The sequence below is a fragment of the Streptomyces sp. NPDC042100 genome (genome assembly GCF_055582325.1).
Genome location: NZ_JBVJDK010000008.1, coordinates 52549 through 72812, shown reverse-complemented (window position 1 = coordinate 72812; position 20264 = coordinate 52549). Strand labels below are relative to the sequence as shown.

20 protein-coding genes are annotated in these 20264 nt (G+C 72.1%); 7 read left to right on the top strand and 13 right to left on the bottom strand.

What is annotated here, in order from left to right; translation table 11 throughout:
• Nucleotides 1–26 precede the first annotated feature (26 nt).
• Nucleotides 27–3353: a FlgD immunoglobulin-like domain containing protein gene (locus ACZ6J5_RS19290; protein WP_469393017.1), complete on the top strand. Its 3327-nt coding sequence runs from the start codon at nucleotides 27–29 to the stop codon at nucleotides 3351–3353.
• A gap of 37 nt (nucleotides 3354–3390) precedes the next feature.
• On the opposite strand, the gene ACZ6J5_RS19285 is transcribed toward ACZ6J5_RS19290, so the two are convergent.
• The 4 genes from ACZ6J5_RS19285 to ACZ6J5_RS19270 all read right to left on the bottom strand — a co-directional run bounded on the left by ACZ6J5_RS19285 (nucleotide 3391) and on the right by ACZ6J5_RS19270 (nucleotide 7855).
• Nucleotides 3391–5274, bottom strand: coding sequence for an AMP-dependent synthetase/ligase (locus ACZ6J5_RS19285; RefSeq protein WP_469393015.1), 1884 nt, complete (start codon nucleotides 5272–5274; stop codon nucleotides 3391–3393).
• Between the two features lie 85 nt (nucleotides 5275–5359).
• Nucleotides 5360–6151, bottom strand: coding sequence for an ABC transporter permease (locus ACZ6J5_RS19280; protein WP_469393013.1), 792 nt, complete (start codon nucleotides 6149–6151; stop codon nucleotides 5360–5362).
• Nucleotides 6148–7140 carry an ATP-binding cassette domain-containing protein gene (locus ACZ6J5_RS19275; RefSeq protein ID WP_469393011.1) on the bottom strand — a complete coding sequence of 331 codons (993 nt, stop codon included), beginning with the start codon at nucleotides 7138–7140 and terminating at the stop codon, nucleotides 6148–6150. Before ACZ6J5_RS19275 ends, ACZ6J5_RS19280 begins: the two co-directional genes overlap by 4 nt.
• Before the next feature lie 43 nt (nucleotides 7141–7183).
• Nucleotides 7184–7855, bottom strand: a complete 672-nt coding sequence (locus ACZ6J5_RS19270) for a DUF4097 family beta strand repeat-containing protein (protein ID WP_469393009.1) — start codon at nucleotides 7853–7855, stop codon at nucleotides 7184–7186.
• Nucleotides 7856–8156: 301 nt separating this feature from the next.
• On the opposite strand from ACZ6J5_RS19270, the gene ACZ6J5_RS19265 reads away from it, so the two are divergent.
• Nucleotides 8157–8936 carry a GbsR/MarR family transcriptional regulator gene (locus ACZ6J5_RS19265; RefSeq protein ID WP_469393007.1) on the top strand — a complete coding sequence of 260 codons (780 nt, stop codon included), beginning with the start codon at nucleotides 8157–8159 and terminating at the stop codon, nucleotides 8934–8936.
• Nucleotides 8937–9017: 81 nt separating this feature from the next.
• On the opposite strand, the gene ACZ6J5_RS19260 is transcribed toward ACZ6J5_RS19265, so the two are convergent.
• The 3 genes from ACZ6J5_RS19260 to ACZ6J5_RS19250 form a co-directional block, all read right to left on the bottom strand.
• The gene (locus ACZ6J5_RS19260) at nucleotides 9018–10358 is read right to left on the bottom strand and encodes a dicarboxylate/amino acid:cation symporter (protein ID WP_469393005.1); all 1341 of its coding nucleotides are present in this window, start codon (nucleotides 10356–10358) and stop codon (nucleotides 9018–9020) included.
• A gap of 363 nt (nucleotides 10359–10721) precedes the next feature.
• Nucleotides 10722–10988, bottom strand: coding sequence for a DUF4229 domain-containing protein (locus tag ACZ6J5_RS19255; protein WP_469393003.1), 267 nt, complete (start codon nucleotides 10986–10988; stop codon nucleotides 10722–10724).
• A 115-nt stretch (nucleotides 10989–11103) separates the two neighbouring features.
• Nucleotides 11104–11670: a hypothetical protein gene (locus tag ACZ6J5_RS19250; RefSeq protein ID WP_469393001.1), complete on the bottom strand. Its 567-nt coding sequence runs from the start codon at nucleotides 11668–11670 to the stop codon at nucleotides 11104–11106.
• A 165-nt stretch (nucleotides 11671–11835) separates the two neighbouring features.
• On the opposite strand from ACZ6J5_RS19250, the gene ACZ6J5_RS19245 reads away from it, so the two are divergent.
• Nucleotides 11836–12369 (top strand): GNAT family N-acetyltransferase, encoded by a 534-nt coding sequence (locus ACZ6J5_RS19245; protein ID WP_469392999.1) that lies wholly within the window; start codon nucleotides 11836–11838, stop codon nucleotides 12367–12369.
• 7 nt (nucleotides 12370–12376) lie between these two features.
• Here ACZ6J5_RS19245 and mqnE read toward each other — a convergent pair whose 3' ends face one another.
• On the bottom strand, nucleotides 12377–13540 hold the full coding sequence (gene mqnE / locus ACZ6J5_RS19240; RefSeq protein ID WP_469392997.1) for an aminofutalosine synthase MqnE: 1164 nt from the start codon (nucleotides 13538–13540) through the stop codon (nucleotides 12377–12379).
• 88 nt (nucleotides 13541–13628) lie between these two features.
• Nucleotides 13629–14084 carry an Lrp/AsnC family transcriptional regulator gene (locus ACZ6J5_RS19235; RefSeq protein ID WP_469392995.1) on the bottom strand — a complete coding sequence of 152 codons (456 nt, stop codon included), beginning with the start codon at nucleotides 14082–14084 and terminating at the stop codon, nucleotides 13629–13631.
• A 113-nt stretch (nucleotides 14085–14197) separates the two neighbouring features.
• On the opposite strand from ACZ6J5_RS19235, the gene ACZ6J5_RS19230 reads away from it, so the two are divergent.
• Nucleotides 14198–14335: a hypothetical protein gene (locus tag ACZ6J5_RS19230; RefSeq protein WP_165590983.1), complete on the top strand. Its 138-nt coding sequence runs from the start codon at nucleotides 14198–14200 to the stop codon at nucleotides 14333–14335.
• On the opposite strand, the gene ACZ6J5_RS19225 is transcribed toward ACZ6J5_RS19230, so the two are convergent.
• Genes ACZ6J5_RS19225 through ACZ6J5_RS19215 form a run of 3 tightly spaced genes read right to left on the bottom strand, consistent with a single transcriptional unit; the run spans nucleotide 14332 to nucleotide 17393 of the window.
• Entirely contained in the window at nucleotides 14332–15012 is a 681-nt protein-coding gene (locus tag ACZ6J5_RS19225; RefSeq protein WP_469393575.1) for a UbiX family flavin prenyltransferase, read from the bottom strand. The genes ACZ6J5_RS19230 and ACZ6J5_RS19225 overlap by 4 nt on opposite strands.
• A gap of 30 nt (nucleotides 15013–15042) precedes the next feature.
• Complete coding sequence (gene mqnP, locus ACZ6J5_RS19220; protein ID WP_469392993.1) at nucleotides 15043–15945, bottom strand: menaquinone biosynthesis prenyltransferase MqnP; 903 nt, start codon at nucleotides 15943–15945, stop codon at nucleotides 15043–15045.
• Nucleotides 15942–17393 carry a menaquinone biosynthesis decarboxylase gene (locus ACZ6J5_RS19215; RefSeq protein WP_469392991.1) on the bottom strand — a complete coding sequence of 484 codons (1452 nt, stop codon included), beginning with the start codon at nucleotides 17391–17393 and terminating at the stop codon, nucleotides 15942–15944. Before ACZ6J5_RS19215 ends, mqnP begins: the two co-directional genes overlap by 4 nt.
• 89 nt (nucleotides 17394–17482) lie before the next feature.
• Here ACZ6J5_RS19215 and ACZ6J5_RS19210 point away from each other — a divergent pair, with 89 nt between their 5' ends.
• Nucleotides 17483–17884: a PLD nuclease N-terminal domain-containing protein gene (locus tag ACZ6J5_RS19210; protein WP_469392989.1), complete on the top strand. Its 402-nt coding sequence runs from the start codon at nucleotides 17483–17485 to the stop codon at nucleotides 17882–17884.
• A complete protein-coding gene (locus tag ACZ6J5_RS19205; RefSeq protein ID WP_469392987.1) occupies nucleotides 17884–18765 on the top strand; it encodes a LysR family transcriptional regulator in 882 nt (293 codons plus the stop codon). The genes ACZ6J5_RS19210 and ACZ6J5_RS19205 overlap by 1 nt, the downstream gene beginning before the upstream one ends.
• Here the strand turns inward: ACZ6J5_RS19205 and ACZ6J5_RS19200 are convergent.
• A complete protein-coding gene (locus ACZ6J5_RS19200; RefSeq protein WP_469392986.1) occupies nucleotides 18671–19591 on the bottom strand; it encodes a DMT family transporter in 921 nt (306 codons plus the stop codon). The genes ACZ6J5_RS19205 and ACZ6J5_RS19200 overlap by 95 nt on opposite strands.
• 161 nt (nucleotides 19592–19752) lie before the next feature.
• Between ACZ6J5_RS19200 and ACZ6J5_RS19195 the strand changes: the two genes are divergently transcribed.
• Entirely contained in the window at nucleotides 19753–20205 is a 453-nt protein-coding gene (locus ACZ6J5_RS19195; protein WP_469392985.1) for a nucleoside deaminase, read from the top strand.
• Nucleotides 20206–20264: the final 59 nt, after the last annotated feature.

Here is a 20264-nt window from a genome sequence, read left to right as displayed (position 1 = left end):
AACGGGCCTCACGGAGGGGACCTCTCTTGACCACACGCGCCCGCGCGCGCTCGCGCCGCACGCTCGCCGCCGCCACGGCCCTCGGCATCACGGCCGGCCTCGCCGCCGCGACCGCGCCGGCGGCCCTGGCCGCCGACAGCCCGACCGCCGACGAGGTCGTCCTGCCGAACCCGGGGGCGTACGCGCCGCGCTCGGAGACCATCCTCCAGGCGGGGCCCACCGGCTACGTCCACCGCCAGGGCGGCACGAACGGCCTGCTCTGGACGGACACCGCCACCGGGGCCACCACCTCGCTGACCGGCACCCCGCCGACCGGCCACTCCGGGCTCTACCTCGACAGCACCCAGAAGCCCGGCACCATCGTCGACATCGCGACCGGCACCAGGACCCCGGTGACCGTGCCCGAGGGCGAGACCTTCCTCGGCGCCTACACCGCCGACGGCTGGCTCACCTTCACCCGCGCGGAGGACACGACCACCGCGCTCACGCTGTACCGCGTCAAGGACGGCACCACCACCCGTACCCCGGTCACCGGGATACCGGCGGACATGGGCATACCGACCCTCCTCGGCACCGCCCCCCAGGACGCCAAGGGCGCCCTCCTGCGCGCCTCCGCCGACTCCACCCGCTACTACGTGGACTACGCGAGCGCCACCCTGACCGAGCTCCCCGAGGCGCTCCAGACGCCCTCGTCGCTGCGGCTCTCGGGCGAGCACGTACTCGTCTGGACCCCCGGCACCAGCACCCTCCTCACCGTGCCCCGCGCGGACGCCTCGGCCACCCCCGTCCGGACGGAAGCCCCGGGCCACGAGCAGCTGACCGCCATCTCCTTCGCCGTGGTCGGCGGCCAGGCGCTGTTCGCGCGATCCGCCCCGTCCTTCGACGACCGGGGCGTGCTCCAGCAGAAGCTCCGGTCCGTGCCCCTCGGCGGCGGCCCCGTGACGGACGTCCTGCCCGCCGCGACGACCTCCTTCTCCTACGGGACGGACGGCAGCGTCCTCGCCGTCGGCGGCTCCGGCTCCACCGACTGGGCGGTCCGGCGGATCACCGCCGCGGAGGACGGCACGCTCCGCCCGACCGTCCTGAAGACGGTGCCGCCGAACCCCGCCCTCTACCGGGGCATCGCGCTCGGCGGCGGCCGGCTCAGCTACCTCGCCGACGCGGCCAGGGGCTCCGAGCCCTCCCTGTTCGACGTGGACACCACCGCGACCGGCACCCCCTCGGCGACCGCGCCCAAGCTGCGCCAGCGGCTCATGAGCGCCCCGCTCGGCCTGCGCTCGCTCGGCGACGGCGAGAGCGTCTTCGGCGCGGGCCAGTGGGTCCAGGCGCCCACCACCGAGAACTCCTTCCGCTCCGCGCACCTGCCCGCCACGGCCACGGTCGTGGACGCCGGCGGCCGCTACGTGCTGGCGAAGAACGGTTCCACCACCTACGTCGCCGACCTCGACGTCACCAACGTCAACTACCCCGAGGTCCCGTACACCCTCACCGGCCCCGCCGCCCTCTGGGCCGACCAGGTGTGGAAGCCCGGCCCCGCGAAGGGCACGGTCAACGCGTACAACCTGACCACCAAGGCGACCTCCGCCGCCGTGAACCTCGGCTCCGGCTGCACCCCCTCCGAGCTCCAGGCCGTCGGCCGCTGGCTCTACTGGGCCTGCTCGGCGGAGGCGAAGGCCGGCGTCTACGACCGGACGGCGAAGAAGAACGTCCCCGTCGCCTTCGGCCTGTCCCTGCTCGGAGACGGCTTCGTGGTCCGCCACGACACCGCCGACCACAAGCTGCGGCTGACCGACGCGACGACCGGCGCGACCTCGGACCTCGCCGACGTCCCCGCCTGGGCCGACGCCGACGAGCGCGGCACCTCCTGGACCGTCGACAAGTTCGGCGCCAACGTCGCCTTCGTCGACGGCCAGCGGGCCGTCCACGTCAAGCGGGTCCCCGTCGCCCCGCAGCCGCTCACCCTGCTCGACACCCACTCCACCCAGTACGACGGCGGCACCACCCAGCTCCGCTGGCGCACCTCGCGCGCCGTCGGCGCCTGGACCGTCGAGATCAAGAACACGGCCGGCAAGACCGTCCGCACCTACCGCGGCGCCACCGGCAACGGCGCGGGCGTCGCGGTCGACTGGGACAGCCGCGACGACCTCGGCCGAGGCGTCGAGGACGGCCAGTACACGTACCACCTGACCGCGAAGCCCGCGAACGGCTCCGGCGCCGACGTCCGCGCCAACGGCACCCTGCGGGCCTTCGACGTCGGTGTCACCAGCCTCCCCGGCACCTACCACCCCGTCGCCCCCACCCGCCTCATGGACACCCGCTCCGGCCTCGGCGTCCCGAAGGGCAAGGTCGGCGCCGACAAGACGGTCACCCTCCAGGTCACCGGCACCGCCCCGGTCCCGGCCACCGGCGTGACCTCGGTCGTCCTCAACGTCACCGCGACCGACGCGACCACGGGCAGCTTCGTCTCCGCCTACCCCTCGGGCACCCGGCGGACCTCCGCCTCGAACCTCAACTTCACGGCGGGCCAGACCAGCGCCAACCTGGTCACCCTGCCCGTCGTCGACGGCAAGGTGCACTTCTACAACCGCTCCGGCGCGGTGAACCTGCTCGCCGACGTGGCCGGCTACTACACCGAGGGCACCAGCGGCTCGTCCTACCAGCCGGTCACGCCCAAGCGGCTCATGGACACCCGTGACGGCACCGGCGTGGCGAAGGGCAAGGTCGGCGCGAGCGGCACCGTCACGCTGCCCGTCACCGAGCCGGACGTGACCGCCGTGGCCCTCAACGTCACCGCCACCAACCCGACCGCGACGAGCTTCGTCTCCGTCTACCCGGCCGGCACCGACCGCCCCTCGGCGTCGAACCTCAACTTCACCGCCGGGAAGACCGTCCCCAACCTGGTCATCGTCCCGGTCCAGGACGGCAAGATCACCTTCTACAACCGCGCGGGCACGGTGGACCTCCTCGCCGACGTCGCCGGCTACTACAAGAAGGGCGCCGGCTCGGTCTTCACCGGCTCGCAGCCCCGCCGCCTGCTCGACACCCGCTCCGGCACCGGCCTCGGCGGCACGCCCGCCAAGGTCGGCGCGGGCAGGACCGCGGACGTCTTCGTCGACTCCCGCTACTCCGCGGTGGTCCTCAACGTCACCGTGACCAACCCGACCGCGACCGGCTTCGTCTCCGCCTACCCGTACGGCGCCGCCCGCCCGTCCGTCTCCAACCTCAACTTCACGGCCGGCCAGACCGTCCCGAACCTGGTCGTCGTCCCCGTGAAGGACGGCAAGGTCACCCTCTACAACCACACCGGCACCGTCGACCTCATCGCCGACCTCGCCGGCTACTACACCGGCTGACGCCGCCGCCGCTCACACGGAACGCCCCGGGACCCGCTCAAGGGACCCGGGGCGTTCCGTACATCTGCTCGATCTCCCGGGCGAAGTCCCGCAGCACCGCCCCCCGCCGCAGCTTCAGCGAGGGGGTGAGGTGCCCGCCCGCCTCCGTCCACTCCCGGGTGAGGACCCGGAAGGCGCGGATCGACTCGGCCCGCGACACCAGCCGGTTGGCCTCGTCGACGGCGCGCTGGACCAGGGCGGTCAGCTCCTCGTCGCCGGCCAGCTCCCACAGGGCCAGGTGGTCCTTGCGGCGCATGTGCCGCCAGTGCAGCAGCCCCTCGTGGTCGAGGGTGATGAGCGCGGTGACGTACGGGCGGCCCTCGCCGAGCACCATGCACTGGGCGACCAGCGGGTGGGCACGCAGCCAGTCCTCCAGCGGGCCGGGGGCCACGTTCTTGCCGGTGGAGGTCACGATGAGGTCCTTCTTGCGGCCGGTGATCCGCAGCCGCCCCGCCTCGTCCAGGGCGCCCAGGTCACCGGTGGGGAACCAGCCCCGGTCGGTGTACGGCAGGGCGACCCCGCGCTGGGAGTCCCAGTAACCGGCGAAGACGTGCCCGCCCTTGAGCCAGACCTCCCCGTCGTCGGCGATCCGGACGGCGGTGCCGGGCAGCGGGGCGCCCACGCTGCCCGGGCAGGGGGCGCCGAGCGGGGTGACGGTGGCGGCGGCGGTGGTCTCCGTCAGGCCGTACCCCTCGCAGACCTCGACCCCCGCCCCGGTGAAGAACGCGGCGAGCCGCGCGCCCAGCGCCGAGCCGCCGCACACCACGTGCCGGACCCGCCCGCCGAGCGCGGCCCTGATCCGGCGGTAGACCAGCGGCTCGTAGAGCGCGTGTGCGGCGCGCACGGCCAGCGGGGCTCCGCCCTGTCCGCACCGCTCGGCGATCCGGGCGGCGCGGTCGAAGGAGGCGGCCCGGCCCGCGCGTTCGGCGGTGGCGCGGGCGGTGTGGAAGACCTTCTCCAGGACGTACGGGATGGCGAGGAGGAAGGTGGGGCGGAACGCGGCCAGATCGGCGAGGAGTTCGTCGCTCTCCACGGACGGGCAGTGGCCGACCGTCACCCGGGCCCGGACGCAGCCGATGGCGACCATGCGGCCGAAGACGTGCGCGAGCGGCAGGAAGAGCAGGGTGGCGGCGGCTTCGCCGCCGGCCGCCGTGAAGACGGGGCGGAGCAGGGCGACGGCGTTGTCGGTCTCGGCGAGGAAGTTGCCGTGGGTCAGGGCGCAGCCCTTGGGGCGGCCGGTGGTGCCGGAGGTGTAGACGAGGGTGGCGAGGGTCTCGGGGGTGAGCAGCCCGCGCCGGGCGGTGACGGCCTCGTCGGGGACGTGCGCCCCGGCCTTGCGGAGCTGGTCGACGGCGCCGGTGTCGAGCACCCAGAGCTGGGCCAGGGCGGGGAGTCCGCGCCGTTCGGCGGAGACCAGCCGGGCCTGGGCGGTGTCCTCGACGACGCAGGCGGCGGCGCCGGAGTCCGCCAGGATCCAGCGGGTCTGGTGGGCCGAGGAGGTGGGGTAGACCGGGACGGTGATGAGTCCGGCGGCCCAGGCGGCGAAGTCGATCAGGGTCCACTCGTAGCGGGTGCGGGCCATCAGGGCGAGCCGGTCGCCGGGCCGCAGCCCCAGGGCGATGAGGCCCTTGGCGACGGAGTGCACCTCGGCCGCGAAGGCCGAGGCGGTCACGTCGGCCCAGGAGCCGTCGGGCCGCTTGCGGGCGAAGAGCACGGCCGACGGTTCCTCGCGGGCGGTGGTGTACGGCAGGTCGGCGAGCGAGCCGCGCCGTACGGGCGGTACGAGGGCGGGGACGGACGCCTCGCGGACGGTCCCGTCGACGCGGACCAGCGTGGGCACCGGCGGGGCCGGCGGAGCGGACGGCGACTGGGGGACGGGCACGTGCGGCTCCTCGGCTGTCGAGAACCGGTCAGTAACCTTACTTCCGAGTAAATCTAGGGCGTGGCAAGGGATTTGGACAGCTCCCCTACCGCGGGTCCTGGTTGAAGCGGGCGGTCGCCCAGACGTAGCCGAGGACCGTCAGGCCCACGCACCAGCCCACCGCGAGCCAGCCGTTCGCGCCGATCCCGCCGCCGAGCAGCAGCCCGCGCAGGGTCTCGATGGCGGGGGTGAAGGGCTGGTACTCGGCGATCGGGCGGAACCAGCCGGGCATCGAGTCGACCGGGGTGAACGCGCTGGACAGCAGCGGCAGCAGGATCAGCGGCATCGCGTTGTTGCTCGCCGCCTCCGCGTTCGGGCTGACCAGGCCCATGCCGACCGCGATCCAGGTGAGCGCGAGGGCGAACAGGACCAGCAGCCCCAGGGCGGCCAGCCACTCCAGGGCGGTGGCGTCCACGGACCGGAAGCCGAGGGCCACGGCGACACAGCCGACCAGGACCACGCTCGCCACCGACTGGAGCACGCTGCCGGCGACATGGCCGACCAGCACGGACGGGCGGTGGATGGCCATGGTGCGGAAGCGGGCGATGATCCCCTCGCTCATGTCGTTGGAGACGGAGACCGCGGTGCCGATCGTGGTGCTGCCGATGGTCATCAGGAGCAGCCCGGGGACGAGGTAGGCGAGGTACGCGGAGCGGTCCGGGGCGCCGCCGGTCAGGCCCGCGCTCATCGCGTCGCCGAAGATGTAGACGAAGAGGAGCAGCAGCATGATCGGGGTCAGCAGCAGGTTCAGCGTCAGCGACGGATAGCGGCGCGCGTGCAGCAGGTTGCGGCGCAGCATCGTGGCCGAGTCGCGTACGGCGAGGGAGAGGGAGCTCATCGGACGTCCTCCTCGGACGGGGCGGGGCGGGTGGCGGTGGCGGGGGCCGGAACGGCCGCGGCGGCGGGGGCGGTCAGGGCGAAGAACACGTCGTCGAGGTCGGGGGTGTGCACGGTCAGCTCCTCCGCCTCGATGCCGGCGGCGTCCAGCCGGTCGAGCAGCAGGCGCAGGGCGCGCTGGCTGCCGTCGCTGGGCACCCGGAGGGTCAGCGACTCCTCGTCGCGCACGGCCCCGTCCAGGACGAGGGCGGCGGTGCGGTGGAGCGCCGGGTCGGTGAAGCGGAGCCGGACGTGCCCGCCGGGGACGAGCCGCTTGAGCTCCTCGGCGCTGCCCTCGGCGGCGATCCGGCCGTCGTGCAGGACCGCGATCCGGTCGGCGAGCTCGTCCGCCTCCTCCAGGTACTGGGTGGTGAGGAAGACGGTGACGCCCTCGGCGACGAGGCCCCGGATGATCCGCCACATGGTGTGCCGCGAGCGCGGGTCGAGGCCGGTCGTCGGCTCGTCGAGGAAGATGATCCGCGGGTCGCCGACCAGGGTCATCGCGATGTCCAGGCGCCGCTTCATGCCGCCGGAGTAGGTGGCGGCGGGCTTCCTCGCCGCCTCGGTGAGGTCGAAGCGCTCCAGGAGGTCGGCCGCGACCCGGCGCCCCTCGCGCCGGGAGAGGTGGTGCAGGTCGGCCATCAGGAGCATGTTCTCCTCGCCGGTGATCAGCCCGTCGACGGCGGAGAACTGGCCGGTGACGCCGATCGCGGCGCGCACCTTCCGGGGGGCGGCGGCCAGGTCGTGGCCGCCGATCCGGACCGGCCCGCTGCCGGGGCCGGCGGAGATCAGGGTGGAGAGGATCTTCACGGCGGTGGTCTTGCCCGCGCCGTTCTGGCCGAGCAGGGAGAAGACGGTGCCGGCCGGGACGGCCAGGTCGACGCCGTCGAGGACGAGCTTGTCCCCGTAGGACTTGCGCAGGCCCTGCGCCGCGATGGCGAGGTCGCTCATGGGTGGTGCTCCTTCGGGATCTCGGGGAGGCGGGTGGGCGGGGTCAGTTGCTGCGGGCGGTGATGTCGCCGTAGGCGGTGGTGGCGCGGACGGCGAGGGCCGCGGCGGCGCCCTCGGCGTTGCGGAAGGCGTTGGCGACGCGCCCGTGGCCGGTGCCGGCGTCGAGGGTGGCGGAGACGCCCGGGGCGGCGCCGATCACGAGGTCGCCCTGCTCGGTGCGCAGCTCGACCGCGCCGCGCACGGCCTCGGCGACGGTGATGTCGCCCTGGCGGGTGCCCAGTTCGGCCGGGCCGGTGAGGCGGCCGACGGTGATGTGCCCGTCCTGGACGCGGATCCGGGCGCTCGCGGCCTCCTCCAGCGCGACCGGGCCCTGCGCGGTCTCCAGGACCACGTCGCCGAGGCGGCCGGTGCCGAGCAGTTCGCCGGCGGCGACCTCGGCCTCGACCCGGGAGCCGGCCGGGAGGTGGACGGTGACCTCGACGGTGCCGGAGGAGCCGAGGAGCTTGCGCTCCGGCTCGGGGGCGGCGACCCGGAGGATCCCGCCGGCGAAGGAGACCTCGACCCGCTCGGCGGCCCTGACGTCCTGGCCCTTGGCGGCGTTGGCCGGGCGGACCTCGACGGTGGCGTCGTCGCGGTCGGCGGCGACGAGGCGGACGCGGCCGGCGGGGATGTTCAGGACGGCGGTGACGGGGGCGGTGGCGGCGAAGCTCTGCATGACGTTCTCCTGGGGCCTCTTGGCGTTCCGTCGGTGTTTCCGACAACGGAAAAGCTACGTTGCGTTCGAGATCCCGGCAACGACTTCGTTGCGCACAAAACACATAACTCCAGCTCAGACAAGCAAAATCGTTGCACCGGAGATGGATCTAACGCAACGTCATCGACCGCACTCGTTGCAATGAATGACCCGCGAACGCTATGCTGGGGCCACCAGAGGGCCCGGCAGCACCCAGGCAGGCCCAGACAGGCACAGACAGGCACAGACAGGCCCAGACAGCGCCGCACCGAGGGAGACCGTGATGCCGGGAGGCAGACTCACCCAGCAGGAACGTCAGCAGATCGCGCTGGGACTGGGCGACGGCCTCGCCTACGCGGAGATCGCCCGGCGCCTGGACCGCCCCACCTCGACCGTGACCCGCGAGGTCATGCGCAACGGCGGCCCCGGCTCCTACCGCGCCGACCTGGCCCAGCGCGCCACCGAGCGCCGCACCCACCAGCGCCGGCAGCCCGCGCCGCAGGGACGGGCGGCGGCCCCGCGGGCGCACGGGCGCGACCCCGAGGCCGTACGGGAGTACGAGGAGACGTTCACGACCCTGCTGATGGCGCAGGGCCTGCCCAAGATGATGGCCCGGGTGCTGATGGCGCTCTACACCAGCGACTCGGGCAGTCTCACCGCGGCCGAGCTCTCCCGGCACCTCCAGGTCAGCCCGGCGTCCGTGTCGAAGGCCATCACCTTCCTCGACGCCCAGGGCCTGGTCCGGCGCGAGCGCGACGAGCGCCGCCGGGAGCGCTACACGGCCGACAACGACGTCTGGTACCACGGCACCGTGGCGGGCGCCCGCGCCAACCTCAAGCTCGCCGAGACGGCCCGCCAGGGCATCGCCGTCCTCGGCCCGGACACCCCGGCCGCCGCGCGCCTGGAGACCATCGCGCGCTTCGTCGACTTCATCGGCGAGAGCATCATGCGCGCCGCCGAACAGGCCCGCGACATCCTCTACTCACAGCCGGGCACGGGCCCGGGAGAGCCGCCGGAGCCGGCCGGGGCCGGGCCGGAGCCCCGGGAGCCGTCCGCCCCGTGACGGGAAAGCCGTGAGGCCCGCACCCCCTGCGGCGAATTCCAGGGGGTGCGGGCCTCACGTACGGGGTGCGGCGGCGCGGTGTCAGGCGGCGGCCGGGACCGCGACCTTCTGCTCCGCCTCGCGGGCGTCGACGAGCTCGTCGACCGGGGAGCCCGAGGCCGAGTTGTACTTGGCGAGGTCGAGGATCTTCTCGCGGGAGGACACGAGCACCGGGACGAGCGCCTGGCCGGCGACGTTGGTGGCGGTGCGGATCATGTCGAGGATCGGGTCGATCGCCATCAGCAGGCCGACGCCCTCCAGCGGGAGGCCCAGCGTGGAGAGGGTCAGGGTCAACATGACCGTCGCGCCGGTGAGACCGGCGGTCGCCGCCGAGCCGATGACCGAGACGAAGGCGATCAGCAGGTACTCCTTGACGCCGAGCTGGACGTCGAAGATCTGCGCGATGAAGATCGCGGCGAGCGCCGGGTAGATCGCGGCGCAGCCGTCCATCTTGGTGGTGGCGCCGAACGGCACGGAGAAGGAGGCGTACTCCTTCGGGACGCCGAGGCGCTCGGTGACGCGCTGGGTGACCGGCATGGTGCCGACCGAGGAGCGGGAGACGAAGGCCAGCTGGATGGCGGGCCAGGCGCCCTTGTAGAACTGCAGCGGGTTGACCTTGGCGACGGTCGCGAGGAGCAGCGGGTAGACGCCGAAGAGGACCAGGGCGCAGCCGATGTAGACGTCGGCGGTGAAGGTGGCGTACTTGCCGAGCAGGTCCCAGCCGTAGTTCACGATCGCCTTGCCGATGAGGCCGGCGGTGCCGATCGGGGCGAGCCGGATGACCCACCACAGGGCCTTCTGGAGCAGCTCCAGGACCGACTCGGAGAGGGAGAGGATCGGCTGGGCCTTCTCGCCGAGCTTCAGGGCGGCGATGCCGGCGACGGCGGCCATGAAGACGATCTGGAGGACGTTCAGCTCGGTGAAGGGCGTGATGACGTCCGTCGGGATGATCCCGGTGAGGAAGTCGATCCAGCTGCCCTGGTGCTCGGGGAGCTTGCCGTCCTTCGGCGTGAGGCCGGTGCCGGCGCCGGGGTTGGTGAGCAGGCCGATGGCGAGGCCGATGCCGACCGCGATCAGCGAGGTGATCATGAACCAGAGCAGGGTCTGGGCGGCCAGCCGGGCCGCGTTGTTGACCTTGCGGAGGTTGGTGATCGACACCAGGATCGCGAAGAAGACGAGCGGGGCGACGGCCAGCTTCAGGAGCTGGATGAAGATGCCGCCGACCTGGACCAGGGTCTCCTTCAGCCAGCCGATGTCCTGGCTGCGGGCCAGCCAGCCGAGCAGGACGCCGAGGACGAGACCGGCGACGATCTGGGCCCAGAACGGGACCTTGGGTATGCGGGACTTCGCCACGGGCGCGGACGAGGACGCGGACACAGACACACTCCAGCGGTGCGTATCGGGAAATACGGGGACGGGGGTGCGGCACACCGCGCTCGACGCGCGGACCGCTGCATGATGCCGGGTTCGGACCTAGCGGCAACAGACCGCGGACATACAGCGGCACAGGTCGACATGCAGGCGCGCCACGAGCGGGGTGCCCGCGGCATGGAGGTGGCGCACTGCTGTCTTCATGTCGAACACGTTAACACTTGAACTTTGAGATCCTCAAAGGGGTTCTTTGGGATAGGCGTCGCCCGAATCCCTTGGAAACACAGAAAACCCCAGGCAGGGGCCTTGGAAGCTCCCGCCCGGGGCGAGGATGTGAGGTGCCTTACGCGGCCCTTATGCCGCGCGGGGCACGGCTCAGAGCGCGTCCTCCTGGGACCGGTTGGCCGCGAGGCGGGCCTTGCCCCGGTCCACCTTCGCCACGATCTCGGCGCTCGCCTCGTCGCGGACCTTGCGCAGCAGCACGAAGCTCAGCGGGGCGGAGACGACGACCGCGAGCAGCAGGACCCACAGCAGGTTGGAGTCGCCGAGGCCGCGCGGCAGGACGCCGACGTAGACCAGGCCCCAGAGTGCGAGGAAGCTGCCGGCGAAGATGCCGAGGCGCATCAGGGTGTAGCGGAGCATGAATGTTCCCTCCCATACCGGACGAGCGTCCCTCCAGTGAAGCACGGGGAGGGACGCTCGTCGGGACCGGGGTCGGGGTGGGCCCGGGGTGGACCGGGGGTGGCCCCGGAGGGGGTCAGATCAGCCAGCGGTGCTCGCGGACCAGGCGCTGCTGGGCCCACCAGCCGCCGAGGCCGTAGTAGCTGCCCGCGCCGGTGGCGGCGGTGATGAGCAGCACCAGGGCGATCATCCAGTGACTGTCCATGAAGGGGTTGCTGTCCGGCCACAGGGTGACCATCCACATGAAGCCCATCATCAGCGTTCCCGAGACGGCGGCGACGCGCATCCCGATGCCGAGGATCATCGCCAGGGCGACGCCGAGCAGGCCGACCATGAAGAGGGTGTCCAGCCACCAGGTGCCGGCGACCGAGTCAAACATGTGGGCGAAGGGGCCCTTGGTGCCGTGCAGCAGGAAGCCCTCGGTGGGGTGCCCGCCGTTGATCCAGGCTCCGGCCGACGGGGTCGTCCTGCCGAGTCCGAAGGTCTTGTCCAGGAACGGCCACAGGAAGAAGAAGCCGACGAGGACGCGCGAGGCGCCGAGCAGGGCGCGGGTCGGGCCCGAGCGGACGAGCACGTCGTCCTGGCTTCCGGGCCGGCCGGCGATGCCGCGGGCGGTGTGACGTTCCGGCGTGTGGACAGCCATGACTACAGCCTTTCTTCCCTGTTCAGGAGCCCCGGGCGGAGCTCGTGAATACATTCACAAACTACGCCCGCCCTTATCCCCAACAGACGGCCGAAGGTCCCGAACCGGACGTCCAAAAGTTGGAGATCCTTGAGCGCTCTACTAAGTAATAGATAGAGTGCCCCTATGACCCTTACTTTCACCTTGGATCCGTCCGTCGGCCCCGAGCTCCGCGACGAGGTGCTCGCCCTCTGGGCGGACGTCTCCAACGCGGGCGGCTCGGTCGGCTTCGTCCCGCCGGTGACCCCGGAGGACATCCGGCCCGCGCTGCTGAACCACCTGACCGGGATGGCGCAGGGCACCACGCGGCTGCTGGTAGGCCGCGACGCGGCCGGGAAGGTCGCCGCGACCGCCTTCTTCACGCACAACAGCCACCCCCTGATGACGCACTGGGTGTGGCTGTACACGGTGATGGTGCACCCCCGGCACCAGGGCCGGGGGTACGGGCGCGAGCTGATGGCCGCCGCCGAGCGCGCCGCCCGCACCGCCGAGGGCTTCGGGCACATCGAGGCGATCCGGCTCACCTGCCGGGGCGGCATGGGGCTGGAGGCCTTCTACGCGCGCGCCGGCTACAAGGAGGTGGGCCGCGTCCCGGGCGCCATCCGGGTGGCCCCGGGCGACGACCGCGACGACGTCGTCATGCTGCTGCCTCTGGACTGAGACCGGGTCAGAAGCGCATCGGCTGCGGGGCCTCGCGGCGCTCGGCGTCCGGGCCCGGGTACTCCCGGATGACCTCGTAGCGCGTGTTGCGCTCCACCGGCCGGAAACCGGCGTCCCGGATGAGCTCCAGCAGGTCCTCACGGCCCAGCTTGTTCGGCGTGCCGTAGTTGTCGGCGTCGTGCGTGATCTTGTACTCGACGACCGAGCCGTCCATGTCGTCCGCGCCGTGCTGGAGCGCGAGCTGCGCGGTCTGGACGCCGTGCATCACCCAGAAGACCTTGACGTGCGGCACGTTGTCGAAGAGCAGCCGGGAGACCGCGAAGGTCTTCAGGGCCTCGGCTCCCGTCGCCATCGTCGTCCGCGCCTGGAGCTTGTTGCGGATCTTGCCGTCCTTCATGTCCACGAAGTCGTGCTGGTACCGCAGCGGGATGAAGACCTGGAAGCCGCCGGTCTCGTCCTGGAGCTCGCGCAGCCGCAGCACGTGGTCCACGCGGTGGCGCGGCTCCTCGATGTGCCCGTACAGCATCGTCGCCGGGGTCTTGAGCCCCTTCTCGTGCGCGAGCCGGTGGATCCGGGACCAGTCCTCCCAGTGGGTGCGGTGGTCCACGATGTGCTGCCGGACCTCCCAGTCGAAGATCTCGGCGCCGCCGCCGGTCAGCGACTCCAGGCCGGCCTCGATCAGCTCGTCGAGGATCTCGGAGGCCGACAGGCCGGAGATGGTCTCGAAGTGGTGGATCTCGGTCGCGGTGAACGCCTTCAGCGAGACGTCCGGCAGGGCCTTCTTCAGCTCGGAGAGCGAGCGCGGGTAGTAGCGCCAGGGCAGGCTGGGGTGCAGCCCGTTGACGATGTGCAGCTCGGTGAGGTTGTCGTTCTCCATCGCCTTCGCGAGGCGCACGGCCTCCTCGATGCGCATGGTGTACGCGTCCTTCTCCCCCGGCTTGCGCTGGAAGGAGCAGTAGGCGCAGGAGGCGGTGCACACGTTCGTCATGTTCAGATGACGGTTCACGTTGAAGTGCACCACGTCGCCGTTCTTGCGGGTCCTGACCTCGTGGGCCAGTCCGCCGAGCCAGGCGAGATCGTCCGACGCGTACAGCGCGATGCCGTCCTCACGGCTCAGCCGCTCACCGGCGAGGACCTTCTGCTCCAGCTCCCGCTTGAGCCCCGCGTCCATACGGCTGCCTCCTCTTTCTCCGAAACCAAGGCCCGCCCACCGTACTCCCCCGCCCCCCGGGCGGGAGGGGCCCCCATGTCGCTACGGCTCAGCCCTCGTCCGGCAGGTCCCCGACCCGGTTCTCCCACTTCGTGGAGAGCACGATCGTGGTGCGCGTGCGCGAGACGCCCTTGGTGCCGCTGAGCCTGCGGATCGTCTTCTCCAGGCCGTCCACGTCGCTGACGCGGACCTTGAGCATGAAGGAGTCGTCGCCGGCGATGAACCAGCAGTCCTCGATCTCGGCCAGGTCCTTCAGCCGGCGGGCCACGTCCTCGTGGTCGGCGGCGTCGGAGAGCGAGATGCCGATGAGGGCGGTGACGCCGAGGCCGAGCGAGGCGGCGTCGACGGTGGCGCGGTAGCCGGTGATGACCCCGGCGGCCTCCAGGCGGTTGATGCGGTCGGTGACGGAGGGGCCGGAGAGCCCGACGAGGCGGCCGAGCTCGGCGTACGAGGCCCTGCCGTTCTCGCGCAGAGCCTGGATGAGCTGCCTGTCCACGGCGTCCATAGGTATGAAGCCTTCCATTGTCCAGCGATACCGCGAGTATAGGTATAGAATCTAAGGCACACAGGGACGACACCCTGTGAATCTTTCAGTGGATCAAAGACGATCTTTCAGGAGTGGTGATCACCGTGTACACGATCGAGATGGCCTACGCCCGTATGCGCGAGCTGCAGGAGATGGCCAACCGCTCGCGTGCCCACCAGTCGAACCCCGCCTCGAAGCGCGCCGCGAAGAAGCGCGCCAAGAAGCGCTAATCAGCGGGACGGAGGGCTCCACCGAGCTCTCCCTCCCAACGGCGGTACAACGCGTGCGGCACGCCCGCCGCGTCCAGTACCCGCCCGGCGACGAAGTCCACCAGATCCTGGATGTGCGTCGCCCCCGCGTAGAACGCCGGAGAGGCGGGCAGCACCACGGCGCCCGCCTCGTCCAGCGTCACCATGTGCCGGAGGGTCTGTCCGTTCAGCGGGGTCTCCCGCACCGCGACGACCAGCGGCCGCCGCTCCTTGAGCGTCACGCTCGCGACCCGCTGCAGCAGGTCCTTCGAGAGCCCCAGCGCGACCCCCGCCACCGCGGCCGTCGACGCCGGCACGATCAGCATCCCCTTCACGGCGTACGAGCCGGAGGACGGCCCCGCCGCCAGGTCCCCGGCCGGCCAGTACCGCACGTCGTCCAGCGCCCCGTCCGGCAGCGCGAACGTGCCGGGCTTCCCGTCCGCGCCCCGGGCCAGCCAGGCCGCCAGGTCCTCGCGCCAGCGCGCGTCCCGGAAGGGCAGCCCCGTCTCGTCGAGCAGCGTCAGCCGCGAGGCCCGCGACACGACGAGGTCCACGCTCTCCCCGGCCGCGAGGAGCCCTCGCAGCACGGCGGCGGCGTACGGCGTCCCCGACGCCCCCGACACCCCGACGACCCACGGACGACGCTGCTGCTTGTTCACCTGCTCCACGCCGACGAGCCTAGCCGCCCCTTACAGGGACAGCCCGCGCACCAGCAGGTCGAGCAGCGCGCACACGAACAGGGCGATCCCGATGAAGCCGTTGACGGTGAAGAAGGCCCGGTTCAGGCGGGACAGGTCGTTCGGCTTGACGATCGAGTGCTCGTAGCAGAACGCCGCCGCGACGATCACCAGACCGGCCCAGAAGAACACGCCCGCGTCGGTGGCCAGCGCGTACCAGACCAGCAGGCCCGTGGTGACCACGGCGGAGGCGCGGGCGCCCCACAGGGCGGCCGGGACGCCGAAGCGGGCCGGGACCGACATCACGCCGTGCGCGCGGTCCGCCCGCACGTCCTGGCAGGCGAAGATCAGGTCGAAGCCGCCGATCCAGATGCCGACCGCGAGCCCCAGGATCACCGCGTCCCAGGACCACTCGCCGCTGACCGCGAGCCAGGCGCCGATGGGGCCGATGGACTGCGCGAGACCCAGGATCGCGTGCGGGAAGTTGGTGAACCGCTTGCCGTACGGATAGACCACCATCGGGATCACGGCGAGCGGCGCGAGCGCCAGGCAGAGCGGGTTGAGCAGGGCCGCGGCGCCCAGGAAGACGACGACGGCGACACCGGCGCCGGTCCACGCCGAGCGCACCGAGACCGCGCCGGTGACCAGCTCGCGGCCCGCGGTGCGCGGATTGCGGGCGTCGATCTCCCGGTCGATGATCCGGTTGCAGGCCATCGCGAAGGTGCGCAGCCCCACCATGCAGACCGTCACCAGGAACAGGGTCCCCCAGTGGATCTCCTTGTCCAGCTGGTACATCGCGGTCAGCGAGGCGATGTACGCGAAGGGCAGCGCGAAGACCGAGTGCTCGATCATCACCAGCCGCAGGAAGGCTTTCGTCCGCCCCGGCTGGGCGCCGGGGACCGCGGCGGTGGTCACAGCCCGTACTCCTTCCAGCGGCGGTCCACCAGGGCCGCCGTCGCCGGGTCCGACTCGACCATGTCGGGCCAGCCGCCGTCGCGGGTGTAACCCTCCTCGGGCAGCTTCTTCGTGGCGTCGATGCCCGCCTTGCCGCCCCAGAACTGCTGGTAGGAGGCGTGGTCGAGGTGGTCGACGGGGCCCTCGACGACGGTCAGGTCGCGGGCGTAGTCGGTGTTGCCGAGGGCGCGCCAGGAGACCTCGTGCAGGTCGTGCACGTCGCAGTCCTTGTCGACCACGATGATCAGCTTGGTGAGCGACATCATGTGGGCACCCCAGATGGCGTGCATCACCTTCTGCGCGTGCTTCGGGTACTTCTTGTCGATCGAGACGATCGCGCAGTTGTGGAAGCCGCCCGACTCCGGCAGGTGGTAGTCCACGATGTCCGGGACGATGATCTTGAGGAGCGGCAGGAAGAAGCGCTCGGTGGCCCGGCCCAGCGGGCCGTCCTCGGTCGGCGGGCGGCCGACCACGATCGACTGGATCAGCGGACGCTTCCGCATCGTCACGCAGTCGATCTTCAGCGCCGGGAAGGGCTCCTGCGGCGTGTAGAAGCCGGTGTGGTCGCCGAACGGGCCCTCCGGCAGCATCTCGCCCGGCTCCAGCCAGCCCTCGATCACGACCTCCGCCTGCGCGGGGACCTGGAGCGGAACGGTCTTGCAGTCGACCATCTCGATCCGCTTGCCCTGCACGAAGCCGGCGAACAGGTACTCGTCGATGTCCCCGGGCAGCGGCGCCGTCGAGGCGTACGTCACGGCCGGCGGGCAGCCGAAGGCGATCGCGACCGGCAGCCGCTCGCCCTTCGCGGCGGCGACCGCGTAGTGGTTGCGGCTGTCCTTGTGGATCTGCCAGTGCATCCCGATGGTGCGCTTGTCGTGCCGCTGGAGGCGGTAGAGGCCGAGGTTGCGGACCCCGGTCTCGGGGTGCTTGGTGTGGGTGAGGCCCAGGTTGAAGAAGGAGCCGCCGTCCTTGGGCCAGGTGAACAGCGCCGGCAGCAGGTCGAGGTCGACGTCGTCGCCGGTCAGGACCACCTCCTGGACCGGGGCGTCCTTCACCTTCTTCGGCGGCACGTGGACCATCGAGCCCAGCTTGCCGAAGGCCTCCCGGACCCCGACGAAGCCGTGCGGCAGCTCCGGCTTGAGCAGCCCGCCGATCTTCTCGGAGATCTCCCCGTACGACTTCAGGCCGAGGGCCTTGAGGAGGCGGCGGTCGGTGCCGAAGACGTTCATCGCGAGGGGCATGGCGGAGCCCTTCACGTTCTCGAAGAGCAGCGCCGGGCCTCCCGCCTTGTTCACCCGGTCGACGATCTCCCCGACCTCCAGGTACGGGTCGACTTCGGCCTTGATGCGCTTGAGGTCGCCTTCGCGCTCCAGCGCCCTGAGCAGCGAGCGGAGATCGTCGTAAGCCATACGGGCAAGTATCGGGCACCGGCTACGCTGGCTGTGTCACCGGGGCCGTCGAACGCGCTCCCGCCGCTGCTTCCAGGGGGCTGTCCCACATGCTCAGGGCGTTGATGTTCATCCTGCCACTGGCGCTGACGATCTACGCCTTCATCGACTGCCTGAACACGTCCGAGGAAGACACCAAGCACCTGCCCAAGGTGGTCTGGGTCATCATCATCCTGCTCTTCTGGATCGTCGGCCCGGTCGTCTGGTTCGCCGCGGGCAAGCGCCGCCGGACCGCCGCGGGCCGCTCCGGCGGCGGCTGGGTCGCCCCCGACGACAACCCCGAGTTCCTGAAGTCGCTCCGCGACGAGAAGCGGGACCGGCCGGCGCCTGCCGAGCGGCCCGAGCGGGCCGAGAAGGCCGACGACGCCCACCTCAGGGACTGGGAGGCCGATCTGCGCCGCCGCGAGGAGGAGCTGCGCAGGCGGGAGCGCGGCGAGGACGCCGAGGGCTGATGGAGCCCCGGCTCCTGGTCACCTTCGAGAAGGTCGCCACCGTCCTCTCCTTCACCCGCGCCGCGGCCGAGCTGGCCTACGCGCAGTCCAGCGTCACCGCCCAGATCAGAGCCCTGGAGTCCTCCCTGGGCGTCGAGCTCTTCGAGCGGCTCGGCTCCCGCATCCGGCTCACCGAGGCCGGCGAGCGCCTGGTGCCGTACGCCCGGCAGCTCATCGAGCTCACCGAGGAGGCCCGTGCCGCGGTCACGGCGGCCGGCGAGCCCTCCGGCACCCTCGCGCTCGGCACTGTGGAGTCGCTCACGTCCTACCGGCTGCCACCGCTCCTGGAGCTCTTCCACCACCGCTACCCCGGGGTGCGGCTGAGCCTGCGCCCCACGCTCGGCGACGCCAACCGGCGGGCGCTCCGGGACGGCACCTACGACCTGGGGTTCCTGCTGGAGCGGGAGACCGTCCACGAGGGCCTGGAGAGCGAGGTGCTCGGCGAGGAGCCGCTGGCGCTGGTCGCCGCCCCGGGGCACCCGCTGGCCGGGCGGACCGGGCTGGGCCCGGCGGACCTCGCGGCGGCGAGCCTGGTCGGCACCGAGCCGGGCTGCGCCTACCGGGACCTGTTCGAGGCGGAGCTGCGGCCGTGGGCGCCGGAGTTCCTGGAGTTCGGCACCATCGAGGCGTCGAAGCGGGGCGTGGCCGCGGGCCTCGGGATCGCGCTGCTGCCCCGGATCGTCGTCGCCGCCGAGCTGGCGGCCGGGGAGCTGACGGCGCTCGACTGGGAGCCGCCGTTCACCCTCTTCACGCAGATCGCGTGGCGGCGGGGGAAGCGGCTGCCGCCGCACGCGCGCCTGTTCGTGGAGCGGGCGCGGCGGCTCGTGGCCGAGTCACCCTGAGCCCGGCCAGCACGATCAGCGGGACGCCGAGCGCCTGCACGAGGCCGATGTGGTGCCCGTACACCAGCCAGTCGGCGAGCATCGCGACGGCCGGGTAGACGAAGGCGAGGACCGCGATCCGGGCGGTCGGCAGCTTGGCGTAGGCCGCGTACATGAGGACGTACATCACCCCGGTGTGGATCAGCCCGAGCCCGGCGAGCCAGCCCCACCCGCTCCCGAGCCCGGCCGCCTCGCCGAAGCCCGCGAAGGGCAGCAGCAGCGGGATGCCGACGGCGACCTGGACGAGGGCGATCAGATGCGGGCGGACGCCGGTGATCCGCTTGGTCAGCACGGTCGCCGCCGCGTAGAGCACGGCGGCGACCAGCGCGAGGCCGAGCCCGGCGAGCGAGGCGGTGTCCCCGGGCCGCACGCCGGAGACGAGCACGAGCCCGGCGAAGGCGACGCCGAGCCAGCCGAGCTGTGCCGCGCGGATCCGCTCCCGCAGCACGACGGCGCCGAGCAGCACCAGGAAGAACGGCTGGGTGTGGTAGACGACGGTGGCGAAGGAGATCGAGGTGGCCTCGTACGCCTCGAAGAGCAGCACCCAGTTCAGCACGACGAACGCGCCGGCGAGGGCGGCGAGCCCCAGGGTCCGCGGGGTGAAGCCGTGCCCGGTGAGGAAGCCGCGGGCCAGGCTGTAGGCGCCGAGGGCCAGGGCGCCGAACAGGCAGCGGAAGAACACCACGGTGAAGGGCGAGGCCCCCGACTCCACGACGAAGATCCCCAGGGTGCCGGAGAGCACCATGGCGAGGGTCAGTTCGAGGGTTCCCCTGGTCTCGTTTCTCATGCCGCCGACGCTACGAACGCCCGCCCGCCCCGGTCCACGGGCCGGTGGGGCGTCCTGCCGATGGGCCCATCGGGGCCGCCGATGGGGGCGGGCGCGCATCGGAGGCCCCCCTCCCCCGCCCGGGGCGTGAGAGGCGCCCCCGGACGGGGAAGCCTCCCCGTATGGACAGCGGACAGGCCCGGGAGTGGCTGGCGGTCGCGGCCGAGGAGGCGCGGGGCGGCTTCGCCGAGGGCGGGATCCCGGTCGGGGCCGCCCTGTACGGGGCCGACGGCGGGCTGCTCGGGCGGGGGCGCAACCGGCGGGTGCAGGACGGGGACCCCTCGGCGCACGCCGAGACCGAGGCGTTCCGGGCGGCGGGGCGGCAGCGCTCGTACCGGGGGACGACGATGGTGACCACGCTGTCGCCGTGCTGGTACTGCTCCGGTCTGGTGCGGCAGTTCGGCATCTCGCGGGTGGTGATCGGCGAGGCGCGGACCTTCCCGGGCGGGCGGGAGTGGCTCGCGGCGCACGGGGTGGAGATCGTGCTGGTCGACGACCCGGGGTGCGAGGCGCTGCTGCGGGAGTTCGTGGCGCGGAACCCCGGGCTGTGGCACGAGGACATCGGCGAGGAGTGAGCCGGCCCGACCGGTCCGGAAATCGGGGGAAATCCGGGACGCAAACCCTGCGCATTTCC